The 16,962-nt window shown below is 56.2% G+C and carries 17 protein-coding genes; 14 read left to right on the forward strand and 3 right to left on the reverse strand.

The features are described from left to right. Position 1 precedes the first annotated feature (1 nt). Positions 2–808: an exodeoxyribonuclease III gene (xthA, locus tag UR289_RS04575; protein ID WP_023311273.1), complete on the reverse strand. Its 807-nt coding sequence runs from the start codon at positions 806–808 to the stop codon at positions 2–4. A gap of 433 nt (positions 809–1,241) precedes the next feature. Between xthA and UR289_RS04580 the strand changes: the two genes are divergently transcribed. From UR289_RS04580 to ves, 7 genes are all read left to right on the forward strand, one after another. After that, positions 1,242–2,462, forward strand: a complete 1,221-nt coding sequence (locus UR289_RS04580; RefSeq protein WP_039262052.1) for an aspartate aminotransferase family protein — start codon at positions 1,242–1,244, stop codon at positions 2,460–2,462. Next, complete coding sequence (astA, locus tag UR289_RS04585) at positions 2,459–3,493, forward strand: arginine N-succinyltransferase (RefSeq protein ID WP_320709222.1); 1,035 nt, start codon at positions 2,459–2,461, stop codon at positions 3,491–3,493. The genes UR289_RS04580 and astA overlap by 4 nt, the downstream gene beginning before the upstream one ends. Continuing rightward, entirely contained in the window at positions 3,490–4,977 is a 1,488-nt protein-coding gene (astD, locus tag UR289_RS04590; protein WP_320709223.1) for a succinylglutamate-semialdehyde dehydrogenase, read from the forward strand. The genes astA and astD overlap by 4 nt, the downstream gene beginning before the upstream one ends. Beyond that, complete coding sequence (gene astB, locus UR289_RS04595) at positions 4,964–6,289, forward strand: N-succinylarginine dihydrolase (RefSeq protein WP_167819300.1); 1,326 nt, start codon at positions 4,964–4,966, stop codon at positions 6,287–6,289. The genes astD and astB overlap by 14 nt, the downstream gene beginning before the upstream one ends. Before the next feature lie 10 nt (positions 6,290–6,299). Continuing rightward, a complete protein-coding gene (gene astE, locus UR289_RS04600; RefSeq protein WP_320709224.1) occupies positions 6,300–7,265 on the forward strand; it encodes a succinylglutamate desuccinylase in 966 nt (321 codons plus the stop codon). 338 nt (positions 7,266–7,603) lie between these two features. Further along, the gene (gene spy, locus UR289_RS04605; RefSeq protein ID WP_320709225.1) at positions 7,604–8,098 is read left to right on the forward strand and encodes an ATP-independent periplasmic protein-refolding chaperone Spy; all 495 of its coding nucleotides are present in this window, start codon (positions 7,604–7,606) and stop codon (positions 8,096–8,098) included. 297 nt (positions 8,099–8,395) lie between these two features. Continuing rightward, positions 8,396–8,953 (forward strand): environmental stress-induced protein Ves, encoded by a 558-nt coding sequence (gene ves / locus UR289_RS04610; protein WP_023311280.1) that lies wholly within the window; start codon positions 8,396–8,398, stop codon positions 8,951–8,953. On the opposite strand, the gene cho is transcribed toward ves, so the two are convergent. After that, positions 8,931–9,809, reverse strand: coding sequence for an excinuclease Cho (gene cho, locus UR289_RS04615; protein WP_075204792.1), 879 nt, complete (start codon positions 9,807–9,809; stop codon positions 8,931–8,933). The genes ves and cho overlap by 23 nt on opposite strands. 178 nt (positions 9,810–9,987) lie before the next feature. Next, entirely contained in the window at positions 9,988–10,815 is an 828-nt protein-coding gene (nadE, locus tag UR289_RS04620) for an ammonia-dependent NAD(+) synthetase (protein WP_033145265.1), read from the reverse strand. Between the two features lie 232 nt (positions 10,816–11,047). Here nadE and osmE point away from each other — a divergent pair, with 232 nt between their 5' ends. The 7 genes from osmE to chbG all read left to right on the forward strand — a co-directional run bounded on the left by osmE (position 11,048) and on the right by chbG (position 16,898). Continuing rightward, positions 11,048–11,392, forward strand: a complete 345-nt coding sequence (gene osmE, locus UR289_RS04625; protein WP_198885232.1) for an osmotically-inducible lipoprotein OsmE — start codon at positions 11,048–11,050, stop codon at positions 11,390–11,392. A gap of 281 nt (positions 11,393–11,673) precedes the next feature. Continuing rightward, positions 11,674–11,991 (forward strand): PTS N,N'-diacetylchitobiose transporter subunit IIB, encoded by a 318-nt coding sequence (gene chbB, locus UR289_RS04630; protein WP_008500676.1) that lies wholly within the window; start codon positions 11,674–11,676, stop codon positions 11,989–11,991. Between the two features lie 79 nt (positions 11,992–12,070). Next, complete coding sequence (chbC, locus tag UR289_RS04635) at positions 12,071–13,429, forward strand: PTS N,N'-diacetylchitobiose transporter subunit IIC (protein ID WP_023311283.1); 1,359 nt, start codon at positions 12,071–12,073, stop codon at positions 13,427–13,429. A gap of 47 nt (positions 13,430–13,476) precedes the next feature. Then, entirely contained in the window at positions 13,477–13,824 is a 348-nt protein-coding gene (gene chbA, locus UR289_RS04640) for a PTS N,N'-diacetylchitobiose transporter subunit IIA (RefSeq protein ID WP_023311284.1), read from the forward strand. Between the two features lie 5 nt (positions 13,825–13,829). Then, the gene (gene chbR / locus UR289_RS04645) at positions 13,830–14,672 is read left to right on the forward strand and encodes a transcriptional regulator ChbR (RefSeq protein WP_071884835.1); all 843 of its coding nucleotides are present in this window, start codon (positions 13,830–13,832) and stop codon (positions 14,670–14,672) included. 109 nt (positions 14,673–14,781) lie between these two features. Next, on the forward strand, positions 14,782–16,137 hold the full coding sequence (locus UR289_RS04650) for a 6-phospho-beta-glucosidase (RefSeq protein WP_320709227.1): 1,356 nt from the start codon (positions 14,782–14,784) through the stop codon (positions 16,135–16,137). Between the two features lie 11 nt (positions 16,138–16,148). After that, a complete protein-coding gene (chbG, locus tag UR289_RS04655; RefSeq protein ID WP_320709228.1) occupies positions 16,149–16,898 on the forward strand; it encodes a chitin disaccharide deacetylase in 750 nt (249 codons plus the stop codon). Positions 16,899–16,962 lie beyond the last annotated feature (64 nt).

Here is a 16,962-nt window from a genome sequence, read left to right on the forward strand (position 1 = left end):
ATTACAGCTTGAATTTAGCCCACACCGGCGCGTGGTCAGACGGTTTTTCCATGCTGCGGATCTCGTAGTCGATCCCGGTTTCGATGCAGCGCTCTGCCAGCGGCGAACTGGCCAGCAGCAGGTCGATACGCAGGCCGCGGTTGTCGTCAAAGCCTTTTGAGCGGTAGTCAAACCACGAGAAGCGATCCTGCGTGTCCGGGTTGGCGGTACGGAAGGTATCCACCAGCCCCCAGTCCAGCAGGCGCTGCATCCACTCGCGCTCTTCCGGCAGGAAGGAGCATTTGCCGGTACGCAGCCAGCGTTTGCGGCTGTCTTCACCGATGCCAATATCCAGATCGGTCGGGCTGATATTCACATCACCCATGATCAGCACCGGATTGTCTTTATTGAGTTCGGTTGTCAGGTAGTTCTGCAGATCCTGATAAAACTTGGCTTTGGCCGGGAATTTGGTCGGATGGTCGCGGCTTTCGCCCTGGGGAAAGTAACCATTAATCACGGTGATGTTCCCCAGCGGGGAAGGCAGCTCCGCCATGATGATGCGGCGCTGTGCTTCTTCGTCATCGCCGGGAAACCCACGGCGGACTGAAACTGGCGTCTCTTTGGTCAACAGCGCAACGCCGTAATGGCCTTTCTGCCCATGATAGAAGACGTTGTAGCCGAGCTTCGCCACCTCTTCGAGGGGGAACATGTCGTCGTGAACCTTGGTCTCCTGCAGGCCGATCACATCTGGCTGATGTTGCTCAACAATGGCTTCAAGCTGATGGGGGCGGGCGCGCAGGCCGTTGATATTAAAAGAGACAAATTTCATAGTCGCTGCCAGTGCAAGGTGAATAGTGCATGGATGGTAGCAGAATTTGCGTCAACTGTTACCGGGTTCGGCCAATAACTGCGACAGATAATGCCGGTGGTGCAATATTTGCACCATTCTGACGCGCATCGCCCTCAAACAGGGCGTAAATGACCGATAAATTTCGTGAGCGATCACAATTCCAGAATTATATTTGGCCCTTGCATACTCTTTCTGATTTTCATGCGGCAAAGCGCCGCTTGTCGTAAAAATATTCACTTTTTATGCAATAACAGTGAATAACTCCATATTGTAACTTATTGATATTCTGTTACCTCAGCCCGTTTATGCAATTTTATCGCTGGCTGGCACGAAGGCTGCAATCTACATTCACAGTGCAAACACTCAATTATTTAACATTCAAATAACTTTTTATTTACCGGATGAGGTCGCTATGTCTCTGTCAATTACGCGTGAAAATTTCGATGAATGGATGATGCCGGTTTACGCTCCGGCGGCTTTTATTCCGGTTCGTGGGGAAGGCTCGCGCCTGTGGGATCAGCAGGGTAAAGAGTATATCGACTTTGCAGGTGGGATTGCGGTCAACGCGCTGGGTCATGCGCACCCTGCGCTGCGTCAGGCGCTGAATGACCAGGCGGCGAAGTTCTGGCATACCGGCAACGGCTTTACTAACGAGCCCGCGCTGCGCCTGGCCAAAAAACTGATCGACGCGACGTTTGCCGAAAAAGTCTTTTTCTGTAACTCGGGGGCGGAAGCCAACGAAGCGGCGCTGAAGCTGGCGCGCAAATATGCGCACGATAAATTTGGTACCCACAAGAGCGGCATCGTGGCGTTTAAAAATGCCTTCCACGGGCGCACGCTCTTTACCGTCAGCGCGGGCGGCCAGCCTTCCTACTCGCAGGATTTCGCCCCGCTGCCGCCGGATATCCGTCACGGTGTTTATAACGATCTGCAGTCCGCCAGCGAGCTGATTAACGACACCACCTGCGCGGTGATCGTCGAGCCGATGCAGGGCGAGGGCGGCGTGCTTCCGGCGCAAAAAGCCTTCCTGCAGGGGCTGCGCGAGCTGTGCGATCGCCACAACGCGGTTCTGATTTTCGACGAAGTGCAGACCGGCGTGGGCCGCACCGGCGAGCTGTATGCCTATATGCACTACGGCGTGACGCCGGACGTGCTTTCGACCGCCAAAGCGCTGGGCGGCGGCTTCCCGATTGGCGCGACGCTGACCACCGATAAATTCGCCAGCGTAATGACCGTAGGTACCCATGGCACCACCTACGGCGGCAACCCGCTGGCAACCGCCGTTGCCGGGCAGGTTCTGGACATCATTAACACGCCTGAGGTGCTGAAAGGCGTTAAGCAGCGTCACGACTGGTTTGTTGAACGTCTGAATGCCATCAACGGCAAAACGGGGCTGTTTAAAGAAATTCGCGGTCTGGGGCTGTTAATCGGCTGCGAGCTCACCGCCGAGTTTGCCGGAAAAGCTAAACTTATTTCACAGGAAGCGGCAAAAGTGGGCGTGATGGTGCTGATTGCCGGTGCCAACGTGGTGCGTTTTGCGCCGGCGCTGATCGTCAGCGAGGAAGAGGTGCAAACCGGTCTGGACCGTTTTGCGCTGGCGTGTGAAAAAGTGAAATCCGGGGTGTCATCATGATGGTCATCCGTCCCGTTGAGCGCGGCGATCTCGCCGGGCTCATGCAGCTTGCCGGTAAGACGGGAGGCGGGCTGACCTCGCTTCCTGCCGATGAAAAAACGCTGTCGGCGCGCATTGAGCGCGCCCTGCAAACCTGGCACGGGACGTTGCCAAAAAGCGAACAGGGGTATGTGTTCGTGCTGGAAGACACCGACACGGGGACCGTGGCCGGGATCTGCGCCATTGAAGTGGCCGTCGGGCTTAACGACCCGTGGTACAACTACCGCGTCGGCACCATGGTTCACGCCTCGAAAGAGCTGAACGTCTATAACGCGCTGCCCACGCTGTTCCTCTGCAATGACCACACGGGCGCCAGCGAGCTGTGCACGCTGTTCCTCGACCCGGCGTGGCGCAAAGAGGGCAACGGCTATCTGCTCTCCAAATCGCGCTTTATGTTTATGGCCGCCTTCCGCGATCGCTTTAACGAAAAAGTGGTCGCTGAAATGCGCGGCGTGATCGACGACACCGGCTACTCGCCGTTCTGGGAGAGCCTGGGCGAGCGCTTCTTCTCGATGGAGTTCAGCCGGGCGGACTATCTCTGCGGCACCGGCCAGAAAGCCTTTATCGCCGAACTGATGCCGAAGCATCCTATCTATACCCATTTCCTCAGCCCGGAAGCGCAGGCGGTGATTGGCGAAGTCCATCCGCAGACCGCGCCCGCCCGCGCGGTGCTGGAAAAAGAAGGGTTCCGCTACCGGAACTATGTCGACATCTTTGACGGCGGCCCAACGCTTGAGTGCGATATCGACCGCGTGCGCGCGATCCGTAAAAGCCGTCTGGTTGAGGTCTCTGAAGGTCAGCCCGCGCCGGGTGACTGGCCCGCCTGTCTGGTGTCGAACGAAAATTACGCCAACTTCCGCGCCATGCTGGTGCGTACCAACCCGAAATGTGAACGTCTGGTGCTGACGGCTGCAGAACTGGATGCCCTGAAATGTAACGCCGGCGATACGGTTCGCCTGGTGCGTCTCTGCCCTGAGGAGAAAACAGCATGACATTATGGATTAACGGTGACTGGGTCACGGGCGAAGGCGAAGAGCGCGTAAAGACCAATCCGGTTGGAAAAGAGGTGCTCTGGAAGGGGCATGACGCCAGCGCCGCGCAGGTGGAACAAGCCTGCCGTGCCGCGCGCCGCGCGTTTCCTGCGTGGGCAAAACAGCCTTTCGCCGTGCGTCAGGCGATTGTGGAAAAGTTTGCCGGGCTGCTGGAGGCAAACAAGGCCGAACTGACGCGCATCATCGCGTCAGAAACCAGCAAGCCGCGCTGGGAAGCGACAACCGAAGTGACGGCGATGATCAACAAAATCGCCATTTCGGTGAAGGCGTACCACACCCGCACCGGCGAACAGCACACCGACATGCCGGACGGCGCGGCCACGCTGCGCCACCGTCCCCACGGCGTGCTGGCGGTGTTTGGCCCGTATAACTTCCCGGGGCATCTGCCGAATGGCCATATTGTGCCTGCGCTGCTGGCGGGCAATACCGTCATTTTCAAACCGAGCGAGCTCACGCCATTCACCGGCGAGGCGGTGGTTAAGCTGTGGGAACAGGCCGGCCTGCCGCCGGGCGTGCTGAACCTGGTGCAGGGCGGGCGGGAAACCGGTCAGGCGCTGAGCGCGCTGAGCGATATCGACGGCCTGCTGTTTACCGGCAGCGCCGGTACGGGCTATCAGCTGCACCGCCAGCTGGCAGGGCAGCCGGAGAAAATCCTGGCGCTGGAGATGGGCGGCAACAACCCGCTGATTGTGGAAGACCCTGACGATATCGACGCCGCGGTGCACCTGACGATTCAGTCCGCCTTTATTACCGCCGGACAGCGCTGTACCTGTGCTCGCCGTCTGCTGGTCAAGCGCGGCGCGCAGGGGGATGCCTTCCTGAAGCGTCTGGTTGAAGTGAGCGCGCGTCTGGTGCCTGCCGCGTGGGATGCCGACCCGCAGCCGTTTATCGGCGGGCTGATTTCCGAACAGGCCGCGCTGAACGTGCTGAAGGCCTGGCAGGACCACGTCGCGCGCGGCGCGAAAACCCTGCTGGAGCCGAAGCAGGTTCAGCCGGGTAGCTCGCTGCTGACGCCGGGCATTGTAGAGATGAGCGGCGCGAGCAACGTGCCGGATGAAGAGGTCTTTGGCCCGCTGCTCTGTGTCTGGCGCTATGACGATTTCGATGCGGCCATTGCGATGGCGAATAACACCCGCTACGGCCTGTCGAGCGGACTGATTTCACCGCATCGCGAGAAGTTTGATCGGCTGCTGCTGGAAGCACGCGCCGGGATTGTGAACTGGAATAAACCGCTGACCGGGGCCGCGAGCACCGCGCCGTTCGGCGGCGTGGGCGCGTCGGGCAACCATCGCGCCAGCGCGTGGTATGCCGCCGATTACTGCGCGTGGCCGATGGCGAGCCTGGAAACCCCGGCGCTGACGCTGCCGGAGACGCTTAATCCGGGGCTGGATTTTACCGGAGGGGATCGCCATGAAAGCGCGTGAGGTTAACTTTGACGGGCTGGTGGGGCTGACGCACCACTATGCCGGTCTCTCTTTTGGTAATGAAGCCTCGACGAAGCACCGTTTTCAGGTCTCCAACCCGAAGCTGGCGGCGAAGCAGGGGCTGCTGAAGATGAAAGCACTGGCGGATGCCGGTTTCCCGCAGGCGGTGATCCCGCCGCAGGAACGCCCGAACGTGGCAGTCCTTCGTCAGCTCGGCTTTAGCGGTACCGATGAGCAGGTCGTCGAAAAAGCGGGTACGCAGACGCCGCACCTGCTCTCCGCGGCAAGCTCCGCCTCCTCGATGTGGGTGGCAAACGCGGCGACCGTCGCGCCGTCAGCCGACACGCTTGATGGCAAAGTTCATCTGACGGTGGCGAACCTGAACAATAAATTCCACCGCGCCACCGAAGCGGAAACCACCGAGCGCGTGCTGCGCGCCATTTTCAACCATGACGCCCATTTTGAGGTGCATCAGGCCCTGCCGCAGGTGGCGATGTTTGGTGACGAAGGCGCGGCCAACCATAACCGCCTGGGGGGCGACTATGGCGACCCGGGCCTGCAGCTGTTTATCTACGGGCGAGAAGAGGGGGGCCACGCCGCGCCAACTCGTTATCCTGCTCGTCAGACGCTGGCGGCCAGCCAGGCGGTTGCGCGCCTGAACCAGGTCAATCCTTCCCAGGTGGTTTTTGCCCAGCAAAACCCGCATGTGATTGACCAGGGCGTGTTCCATAACGACGTGATTGCCGTTTCTAACCGCCAGGTGCTGTTCTGCCACGAGCAGGCGTTTGCCCATCAGGAGAAGCTGCTCGCCACGCTGCATGAGCGCGTGCGCGGCTTCACGCCAGTCCAGGTGCCCACGGAGGCGGTGAGCGTGCAGGACGCGGTAGAAACCTATCTGTTCAATAGCCAGCTGCTGAGCCGTGACGATGGCAGCATGATGCTGGTCCTGCCGCAGGAGTCCCGGGATCATAAAGGCGTGTGGCACTACCTGACGGAGCTGGTTAAGGCCGATAACCCGATTGACGAACTGCGCGTGTTTGACCTGCGCGAAAGCATGGCCAACGGCGGTGGTCCCGCCTGTTTGCGTCTGCGCGTGGTACTGACCCAGGACGAAATGCAGGCGGTGAACCCGGCGGTCATGATGAACGATACGCTCTTTACGCGGCTGAATGACTGGGTCGATCGCTACTACCGCGATCGTCTGACGCAGGCGGATCTGGTTGACCCGCAGCTTCTGCGTGAAGGACGCGAGGCGCTGGACGCGTTATCGACAATCCTGCAGCTGGGATCGGTTTACCCGTTCCAGCGCTAAAGGAGTGGATATGGAAAATTTACTGGCGCTGACCCTGGCCGACGAGACGCCGGAACTGAAAGAGGGGGACGGCCCCTCATTTCGCTGGCGGTGGCTGGGGCGAGGGGTGCTTGAGCTGACGCCGACCGTAAAAAGCGATCTCTCCCTGCTGCTTTCAACGGGTATCCACGGGAATGAAACCGCGCCCGTTGAGATTGTTGATCTGCTGCTGCGTGCGCTGTACCGCAATGAGATCGCCCTGAAGTGCCGCACGCTGGTGGTGCTCGGCAATCCCCCTGCGCTGGCGCAAAACAAACGGTATCTGGTGAGCGACATTAACCGCATGTTTGGCGGCCGCTGGTCGCAGTTTCCCCAGAGCGATGAAACGGCGCGGGCAGAGTGGCTGGAGAACGTCGTGACCGCGTTTTTTGCCGCCGCGGGACCGGGGCGCTGGCATCTGGATCTGCATACGGCAATCCGCGCGTCCTACCACGTTCGCTTCGGCGTTCTGCCGCAGCGCAGTCAGCCTTGGGATGAAGCGTTCCTGAGCTGGCTGGGTGACGCCGGGCTGGAGGCGCTGGTATTTCATCAGTCGCCGGGCGGAACGTTTACCCATTTCACCTGTGAACGTTTCGCTGCGCTGTCCTGCACGCTGGAACTGGGAAAAGCGCTGCCGTTCGGCCAGAACGAGCTGAGCCGCTTTGCGCCTACGCATCTCGCCCTTCGGGCGCTGCTGGGAGGAACGGCTCCCGAGCACGCGCATCAGCCCGTTGAGCGGTATCGGGTCGTACAGCAGATCACGCGCCGCAGCGATGCCTTCCAGCTCCATATGGCCGCGCACACCCTGAACTTCACCCCGTTCCGCAAAGGGGCGCTGCTGGCTGAGGATGGCGAGGAACGTTACGAGGTGCAGAACACCACCGAGTATGTATTATTTCCTAACCCCACCGTCGCGTTTGGCCTGCGGGCCGGGCTGATGCTGGAAAAAATATCCTGAACCTTTCCCCTCTCATCATCCGGGAGGGGGAAGCAAAAAACTTTTCTTAACGATTAAAGCGCTTGCGCTTGTTTTGCAGAATATTCCTGGTGAATTGCTTTATTATTGATCTGCACTTCGCTATACTTCTGCTTAATCTCTTTAAAATCATCCTGTTAAATATTTTTTGTTGCAACTCTCCACGCTTTATCCTTATTTCCTCCACATTTGGCGAAAATTTGTTTTTTACACTTTCATTGTTTTACCGTTGCTCTGACTAATTGACGATAAACCCCGTAAAGTTAATCTCGTCAACACGGCATAGCGCCGAAGAATAACTGAAAGAAAGGAAATAAATTATGCGTAAGTTTACTGCACTGTTTGTTGCTTCTACCCTGGCTCTGGGCGCTACCAGCATGGCGTTCGCCGCAGATACTGCGACCACTGCACCTACCGCGCCTGCTGAAGGCAAAATGATGATGCATCATAAAGGTACGGGTATGCACAACGAGATGATGATGTTTAAGGATCTCAACCTGACGGATGCGCAGAAGCAGCAGATCCGCGACATCAGAAAAGCCGAACGCGACCAGATGAAACGTCCTCCGCTTGAAGAGCGTCGTGCGATGCATGACATCATCGCCAGCGACAGCTTCGATAAGGCGAAAGCCGAAGCGCAGATCGACAAAATGGCCGAGCAGCACAAAGCCCGCATGCTGGCTCACATGGAAACCCAGAACAAGATCTACAACATTCTGACCCCGGAACAGAAAAAACAATTTAATGCGAATTTTGAGAAGCGTCTGACAGAACGTCCGGCGATGGAAGGTAAAATGCCAGCACCAACCGAATAATCGGTTCACACTCTTAAGACCGCCGGGATCCTGTCCACAAAAGCGCAACCGCTGTGGACAGGACCGGCGGTTTTTCTTTCCTGCCCTCTTGCCTGCCGCCGCCAGCGCGGTATCCTCCTGTAGTCGCTTCAGAGAATGTTTGCAGAGTCATGGCGTTAGAATTTTTATTAACGTTCCGCTAAGGCCTGCCCGCTCTGCTGCCGATACTGTTTCTGTGAATACCCAACGATAACAAACAAGACAGCAACGATAGCGATATCCTTGCCCTGGCACGGGTTGTGCCATTCAGGAGTGGTGATGGAGTTCTTTGATATCCGTAAGATGCCGGTCAGCCTCTGGCGCAATGGTGCTGGCGAAACGCGTGAGATTTGCTGCTTCCCTCCCGCGACGCGCGATTTTCACTGGCGCGCCAGTATCGCGACGATTGCCAGCAACGGCGAATTCTCCTCGTTTCCCGGTGTTGACCGGGTGATTACCTTGCTGGAAGGGGGAGAGGTGACGCTGGACGCGGGTCAGGCGTTCTCCCATACCCTCAAGCATCATCAGCCCTACAGTTTTGCCGGCGATCTGCCGGTGAAAGCGCTGCTTTCAGATGGGCGGATGGCGATGGACTTTAACATCATGACCCGGCGCGACTGCTGCCGGGCGAAGGTGCGCGTTGCTGACCGAACCTTCACCACCTTTGGCTCACGCGGGGGCGTGGTGTTCGTGCTAAGCGGGGCGTGGCAGCTGGGCGATAAATTGCTGACGGCCGATCAGGGTGCCAGCTGGGAGGAGGGTACCCATACGCTGCGTCTGCTGGAGGCTCAGGGCACCTTATTGTTCAGCGAAATCACGTGGCTGCCGGGTCATTGAGCACAATGATCTCAAACTTTCCTGCCAGGACCGGTTTACAGAGAATTTTGTAGCCATCGTGGTCAAATCCGGCGGGCGTGCGCAGCAGGGTTGCCGCGTCGTTGATGTCGTCGACGGCGCCCAGCCAGAGCCAGTTGTTGACGATGTGGTACTGGGTCATAGCCTCGCCCACTTCTTTTAGCGCAACGGCGCTTTCCCAGGGCCAGCAGTTCACGCTGATGGCCGCCAGACCGGTGAGAAGCCGGGCGTGATGCGCCTCAACGCTCTCTTTCCCGCAGCACGCACCGGCGCAGCGCTTCAGCGCGGATCGAAAACAGGCGCGTCCCCGGGTGGTAGCCTCCAGACCTAAAAGGCTATAGCAAAGCTGTAAATCGTCCGCCAGCGTCTGCAGCGCCTGGAGCGCGGCGCGTTTATTGGCGAATAGCCCATAGAGATTCGGGGCATGAGAAAAATCGACGTCGCGCGCGTAGACGACCTGCGGCCTGCCATCGTTTATCTGCAGGGAGCAGAGCTGACGGTTGCGGCGCAGGCGCTTATTGAACAGCGGCTGTTGTTCTTTTATCAACCGCGCCTCCAGCAACAGCGCGCCCATTTCTCCCGCCGTCTGGAACCAGGTAATGCGTCGCGACTGGCGCAGCATGGCGGCCTCGTCCGGCGTACGGAGATGGGATAACACCCGACTGCGAATGTTTACGCTCTTGCCGATATAGAGCGGCAGGGTGTCGCTTTCACCGTGAAAGATGTACACGCCCGGCTGTTTAGGCAGCGCCTCAAGCCAGGGGCGAAGGTGTTCGGGATATTCGTAGATAGCCGCCGCTTCAAATTCAAGACGCGGGGCGGATTGACGCCTGCTCACATACTGCTCCATATACTGTTCAGGCATACAGTGTAGCAGGAGTGTGATGGTTAAAAAAGAGCCGGGTGGCGGCTAAGCCTTACCCGGCCAGGACGTGCGGCTTGATGCCCTCACCTCAACCCTCTCCCATGGGAGAGGGCGCAAACATTAAAAGCGGTAACCTGGTTACCGCTTTGCTTTATTTTTTCCAGAAGTCGTCAAACACCGTAATTGGCGTGTGGCGCTTGTGCTCGGTTTTCAGATACCAGCCTTCGATGATTTTCGCGGTCCGTTCATCCAGCTTTTTGCCTTCCAGATAATCATCGATGTTGTCATAGGTGACGCCAAGGGCCGCTTCATCCGGCAGGGAAGGGCGATCGTCTTCAAGGTCCGCTGTCGGCGCTTTCTTATACAGATGCTCAGGACAGCCCAGCGCGGCCAGCAGCTGCTTACCCTGACGCTTGTTCAGACGGAAGATCGGGTTAATGTCGGTGCCGCCGTCGCCGTATTTGGTGAAGAAACCGGTGATCGCTTCTGCCGCATGATCGGTGCCGACCACAACGCCTTTGGTCATCCCGGCGATGCTGTACTGCGCTTTCATGCGCTCGCGGGCCTTCTCGTTGCCGCGAACAAAATCGCTCAGCTCAATGCCCGCTTCGCGAAGCGCCTGCTCGCTTGCCAGCACCGAGCCCTTAATATTCACGGTGAGCACGCGGTCAGGCTGAATGAAGGCAATGGCATCCTGGCAATCCTGCTCGTCCGCCTGTACGCCATAAGGAAGACGCACCGCGATAAACTGCAGTTTCTCATCGCCCGTCTCTTCGCGAAGCTCTGAAATCGCCATCTGGCAGAGTTTACCGGTCAGGGTAGAGTCCTGGCCGCCGCTGATGCCCAGCACCAGGGATTTCAGGAAAGCGTTCTTTTTTAAGTACGATTTTAAAAAATCCACGCTGCGGCGGATCTCTTCATGTGCATCTACCGTAGGCTTCGCGCCCAGTGCCTGAATAATCTCTTGTTGCAGAGCCATCACGCCCTCCATATGCAGTACATAAACAGAATGTGTTAGCTGTTAAAACTAACCCTTTGGGCGAGAAACGACAAGGATCACAGTTTCGAGTGCGCTAATTTGCGCCGATTTAGCAGGTTATCGTTGTTTTATTAGAATTTTCCGAAATTCGTCTGGCGTAACTCACAAAGTTGAACAATAGTACTTTTTATCCCATGCTTAGATAACACGCTGATAAACAAGAGGACGGAATATGAACAAGAACGTAGCAGGAATTCTTAGCGCAGCGGCGGTACTGACTATGCTGGCAGGGTGTACGGCTTACGATCGCACTAAGGATCAGTTTACGCAGCCCGTAGTAAAAGACGTTAAAAAAGGGATGACCCGTTCGCAGGTGGCTGCGATTGCCGGTAGACCTTCTTCTGAAGTGACCATGATTCATGCGAAAGGGACCTGCCAGACCTATATCCTGGGTCAACGTGATGGTAAGGCAGAAACCTACTTCGTCGCCCTGGATGATACCGGTCATGTGATCAACTCCGGCTATCAGACCTGTGCTGAATACGATACCGATCCTCAGGCACCTAAGGCGCAGTAACCCTGCTTGCCTGAGGATGTTAACAAACCGGCCCATGGGCCGGTTTTTTTATGCATCAGAAAATCTTATTTCTTTGCGCGAATTATTTGCCCGAAATGTGAAGGGAGTCAACAAGTCAGGTCAATGAGAGACAATTTGAGCCTATCCAGAATTATCCCCTGTCTGTACCATTGCGTATACTCACTCCAACGATAAACAACAGTACGCAAGCTACCTGTCTGCCGGGACAGCGAGTCGAGTGATAGCGCGATGGCAGGTAGTCATACAAGAGGGAAATCACGATGGAAAAGAAACATATCTACCTGTTCTGCTCAGCGGGCATGTCAACGTCGCTTCTGGTGTCAAAGATGCGTGCGCAGGCTGAAAAGTATGAAGTCCCTGTGGTGATTGAAGCGTTTCCAGAGACGCTGGCGGGCGAAAAAGGCCAGACAGCCGATGTTGTTTTACTGGGGCCACAAATTGCCTATATGTTGCCCGAAATTCAACGACTGTTACCCAATAAACCGGTCGAAGTGATCGACTCGGGGCTGTACGGCAAAATTGATGGTTTAGGTGTTCTTAAAGCTGCTGTGGCAGCCATTAAAAAAGCTGCTAATTAATTTTTATTTTTCCCGTCAAAGAGTTATTTCACACACAATACGCCGTAACATGCGTTACGGCATTTAAGGGTATTTTCCTATGAGTAAAGTCATCGCTTCACTTGAAAAGGTACTCCTTCCTTTTGCTGTTAAAATAGGAAAGCAGCCTCACGTTAATGCCATCAAAAACGGCTTTATTAAATTAATGCCGTTGACGCTGGCCGGGGCCATGTTCGTTTTAATTAACAACGTTTTTCTGAGCTTTGGTGAAGGTTCCTTCTTTTATTCATTAGGAATTCGGTTAGACGCTTCCACTATTGAAACCCTTAATGGTTTTAAAGCCATTGGCGGCAACGTCTATAACGGTACGTTAGGGATTATGTCGCTGATGGCGCCTTTCTTTATTGGGATGGCACTGGCAGAAGAGCGTAAAGTGGATCCGCTGGCTGCCGGGTTATTATCCGTTGCCGCCTTTATGACCGTAACGCCTTATAGCGTGGGTGAAGCCTATGCCGTTGGCGCCAACTGGCTGGGCGGGGCCAACATCATCTCCGGTATTGTTATCGGCCTGGTGGTGGCAGAAATGTTCACCTTTATTATCCGCCGCAACTGGGTTATCCGCCTGCCGGATAGCGTACCGGCTTCCGTTTCTCGTTCATTTTCCGCGTTGATTCCAGGCTTCATTATTCTCTCCATCATGGGGATTATCGCCTGGGCGCTCTCCCACTGGGGCACTAACTTCCACCAGATCATCATGGACTCTATCTCTACGCCGCTGGCGTCGATGGGTGGCGTGGTCGGTTGGGCGTATGTGATTTTCACCTCTCTGCTGTGGTTCTTTGGCGTGCATGGTTCACTGGCACTGGCCGCGCTGGACAGCGGGATTATGACCCCCTGGGCACTGGAAAACGTTGCGCTTTACCAGCAGTACGGCTCCGTTGACGCGGCGCTGGCAGCGGGTAAAACCTTCCATGTGTGGGCGAAGCCGATGCTTGACTCCTATATCTTCCTGGGCGGTACCGGGGCGACCTTGGGTCTGATCATCGCGGTCTTTATTGTCTCTCGTCGTGCTGACTACCGTCAGGTCGCGAAGCTGGCGCTGCCATCAGGCATCTTCCAGATTAACGAACCGATTCTGTTCGGTCTGCCAATCATCATGAACCCGGTAATGTTCATTCCGTTCATCCTGATTCAGCCGCTGCTGGCCGCGATCACCCTGACGGCGTATTACATGGGCATCATTCCACCGGTCACCAACATTGCGCCGTGGACCATGCCGGCGGGCCTGGGCGCCTTCTTCAACACCAACGGTAGCGTCGCGGCCTTCCTGCTGGCGATATTCAACCTCGGGATTGCCACCCTGCTGTACATGCCGTTCGTGGCGATTGCCAACAAAGCCGCCACCATTATTGATGAAGAAGAGAGCGAAGAGGATATTGCCCTCTCACTGAAATTCTAGGATTGACCGGCGCGGGGAAGCCCGCGCCGGCCACAAGGAGCTTAAACATGTTAGATTTGGATAGTATTGTCGCAGACGAAGCCGTCGAGAACGATCTCGAAGAAGTGGTGATGGGGCTTATCATCAACTCCGGACAGGCCCGCAGCCTGGCCTATGCCGCACTGAAGCAGGCCAAGCAGGGAGATTTCGCCGCCGCGAAAACCATGATGGACCAGTCCCGCACGGCGCTGAACGAAGCGCACCTGGTGCAGACAAAGCTGATTGAAGGCGATCAGGGCGAAGGGAAGATGAAGGTCAGCCTGGTGCTGGTCCACGCGCAGGATCACCTGATGACCTCGATGCTGGCGCGTGAGCTGGTGGCGGAGCTTATCGAGCTTCACGAGAAAATGCACTGAGTCGGATTTCGCAGCAGGAGGTCAGCACGATGGAAATTAAAACCGCACTTGAACAGCAGCTGTTTAACGGCAAAAATTTTCACGTGGTTATCTACAACAAGACGGAGAGCGCCAGCGGTCTGCACCAGCATGACTACTACGAGTTCACGATTGTTCTGACCGGCCGCTACTACCAGGAGATCAACGGTAAGCGCGTCCTGCTTGAGCGAGGGGATTTTGTCTTCCTGCCGATGGGTTCTTATCACCAGAGCTTTTACGAATTTGGTGCCACCCGTATTCTGAATGTGGGCGTCAGCAGACGCTTCTTTGAGAAGCACTATCTGCCGCTGGTGCCGTTCTGCTTTGTGGCCTCCCAGGTCTATCGGGTCAAAAACGAGTTTATGACCTGGATTGAAACGGTTATCGCCTCGCTTAACTTCCGCGACAATGAATTTGATGAGTTTATTGAAACGGTGACCTTCTATGTGATGAACCGGCTGCGCCATCATCGTGAGGAGCAGCAGGTGACGGATGATATTCCACAGTGGCTGCGCAGCACCGTTGAGCTGATGCACGATAAAGGCCAGTTCAGCGAAAATGCGCTGGAAAATATGGTGTCACTGTCGGGAAAATCCCAGGAATATCTGACCCGCGCGACGCAGCGCTATTATCGTAAAACACCCGTGCAAATTATTAATGAAATCCGCATTAATTTTGCCAGGAAACAGCTGGAAATTACCAACTACTCTGTCACCGATATTGCGTACGAGTCAGGATACAGCAGTCCCAGCCTGTTTATTAAGACCTTTAAGAAATTGACTTCATTCACACCGAACAGTTACCGGAAGAATTTAACGGTAATTAATTAACTTTCGGCGGATTACCCGCCACAAATATTGCTTTAATGGCTTGCCCAAATAGCGGGAAGAGTACGCTATACCTTGCAGGCGATTAACCTGATACGCTAAGGGAGATATTATGCAGAAGAAATTAAAAGTCGTAACCATTGGTGGCGGCAGCAGCTATACCCCGGAATTACTTGAAGGTTTCCTGAAACGTTATCATGAATTACCGGTCAGCGAATTATGGCTGGTAGACGTTGAGGAAGGTCAGAAAAAGCTGAATATTATTTTCGACCTGTGCAAGCGCATGGTGGAGAAAGCGGGCGTGCCTCTGACCGTGCATAAAACCCTGGACCGTCGTCTGGCGCTGAAAGATGCGGATTTCGTCACCACCCAGCTGCGCGTCGGCCAGCTGAAGGCGCGCGAGCTGGACGAGCGTATTCCGCTGAGCCACGGCTATCTCGGGCAGGAGACCAACGGCGCGGGCGGCCTGTTCAAAGGCCTGCGTACCATCCCGGTGATTTTCGACATCGTCAAAGACGTACAGGAGATCTGCCCGAACGCGTGGGTGATTAACTTCACCAACCCGGCCGGGATGGTGACCGAGGCGGTCTATCGCCATACCGGTTTTAAACGCTTTATCGGCGTCTGTAATATTCCGATTGGTATGAAGATGTTTATCCGCGACGTGCTGGCGCTGAACGACAGCGACGATCTCTCCATCGACCTGTTCGGCCTGAACCACATGGTGTTCATTAAAGACGTTATCGTGAACGGTCAATCGCGCTTTGCCGAACTGCTCGACGGCGTGGCTTCCGGTCGCCTGACGGCGGCATCGGTGAAAAACATCTTTGACCTGCCGTTCAGCGAAGGGCTGATCCGCTCGCTGAATCTGCTGCCGTGCTCGTACCTGCTTTACTATTTTAAGCAGAAAGAGATGCTGGCCATCGAAATGGGCGAGTACTATAAGGGCGGCGCGCGCGCGCAGATCGTTCAGAAAGTCGAGAAGCAGCTGTTCGATTTGTATAAAGATCCGAACCTGAACGTCAAACCGAAAGAGCTGGAGCAGCGCGGCGGGGCCTACTACTCCGATGCGGCGTGCGAAGTGATTAACGCCATCTACAACGACAAGCAGGCGGAACACTATGTCAACGTGCCGCACCACGGCCATATCGACAATATCCCGGCTGACTGGGCGGTCGAGATGACCTGCATCCTGGGACGCGAAGGCGCTAAACCGCATCCACGCATCACCCACTTCGATGATAAGGTCATGGGCCTGATCCACACCATCAAAGGCTTTGAAGTGGCGGCAAGCAACGCGGCGCTGAGCGGCGAGCTCAATGACGTGCTGCTGGCGCTGAACCTCAGCCCGCTGGTGCATTCCGATCGCGATGCGGAGCAGCTGGCCAGCGAGATGATCCTGGCGCATGAAAAATGGTTGCCGAACTTTGCCGCCACCATCGAGAAGCTGAAGTTCAAACACCACTGAGAGGACGCACAATGGAAAACCTGCTGATCGTTAATGCTGATGATTTTGGCCTCTCGAAAGGTCAGAACTACGGCATTATTGAAGCCTGTCGCCGGGGTGTTGTGACCTCTACCACGGCAATGGTTAATGGTGAGGCGGTTGAACACGCGGCGCAGCTGAGCCGCGAGGTGCCGGAGCTGGGCGTCGGCATGCATTTTGTGCTGACGCTCGGGATGCCGCTTTCGCCAATGCCGGGCCTGACGCGCGATGGCCAGCTGGGCAAATGGATTTGGGAACTGGCGGAGCAGGGCGCTCTGCCGCTCGAAGAGATTGCCCACGAGCTGGAGTGTCAGTTCAACCGCTTTGTTGACGCGTTTGGTAAGGCATCGACGCACATCGACAGCCATCACCACGTGCATATGATCCCGGCGATTTTCCCCATTGTCGCTGAGTTTGCAAAACGCAAAGGCGTGGCGATGCGCGTGGATCGGGAGGCGCGCGGCGTTCCCGACTGCGACGTGACCACCACTGAGGGGTTCAGCAGCGCATTTTACGGCGACGAGATCGACGAAGCGCTGTTCCTTAAGGTGCTGGATGATTCCAGCGCGCGGGGGGAACGGTCGCTGGAGATCATGGCGCATCCTGCTTTTGTCGATAACATCGTACGTAAGAGCGCCTACTGCTGGCCGCGCCTGGCGGAGCTGGACGTGCTGACGTCGCCGTCGCTGAAATACGCGATTGCCGAGCGTGGGTATCGGTTGGGGACGTTCGGGGATCTTTGAGATAAAGCCCGGTGGCGAGGTAAAAGCAAAACGGTAACCTGGGTTACCGTTTTTATTGTTTACT

Source organism: Enterobacter sp. 302C9 (assembly GCF_034106085.1).
GTDB lineage: Bacteria > Pseudomonadota > Gammaproteobacteria > Enterobacterales > Enterobacteriaceae > Enterobacter > Enterobacter asburiae_B.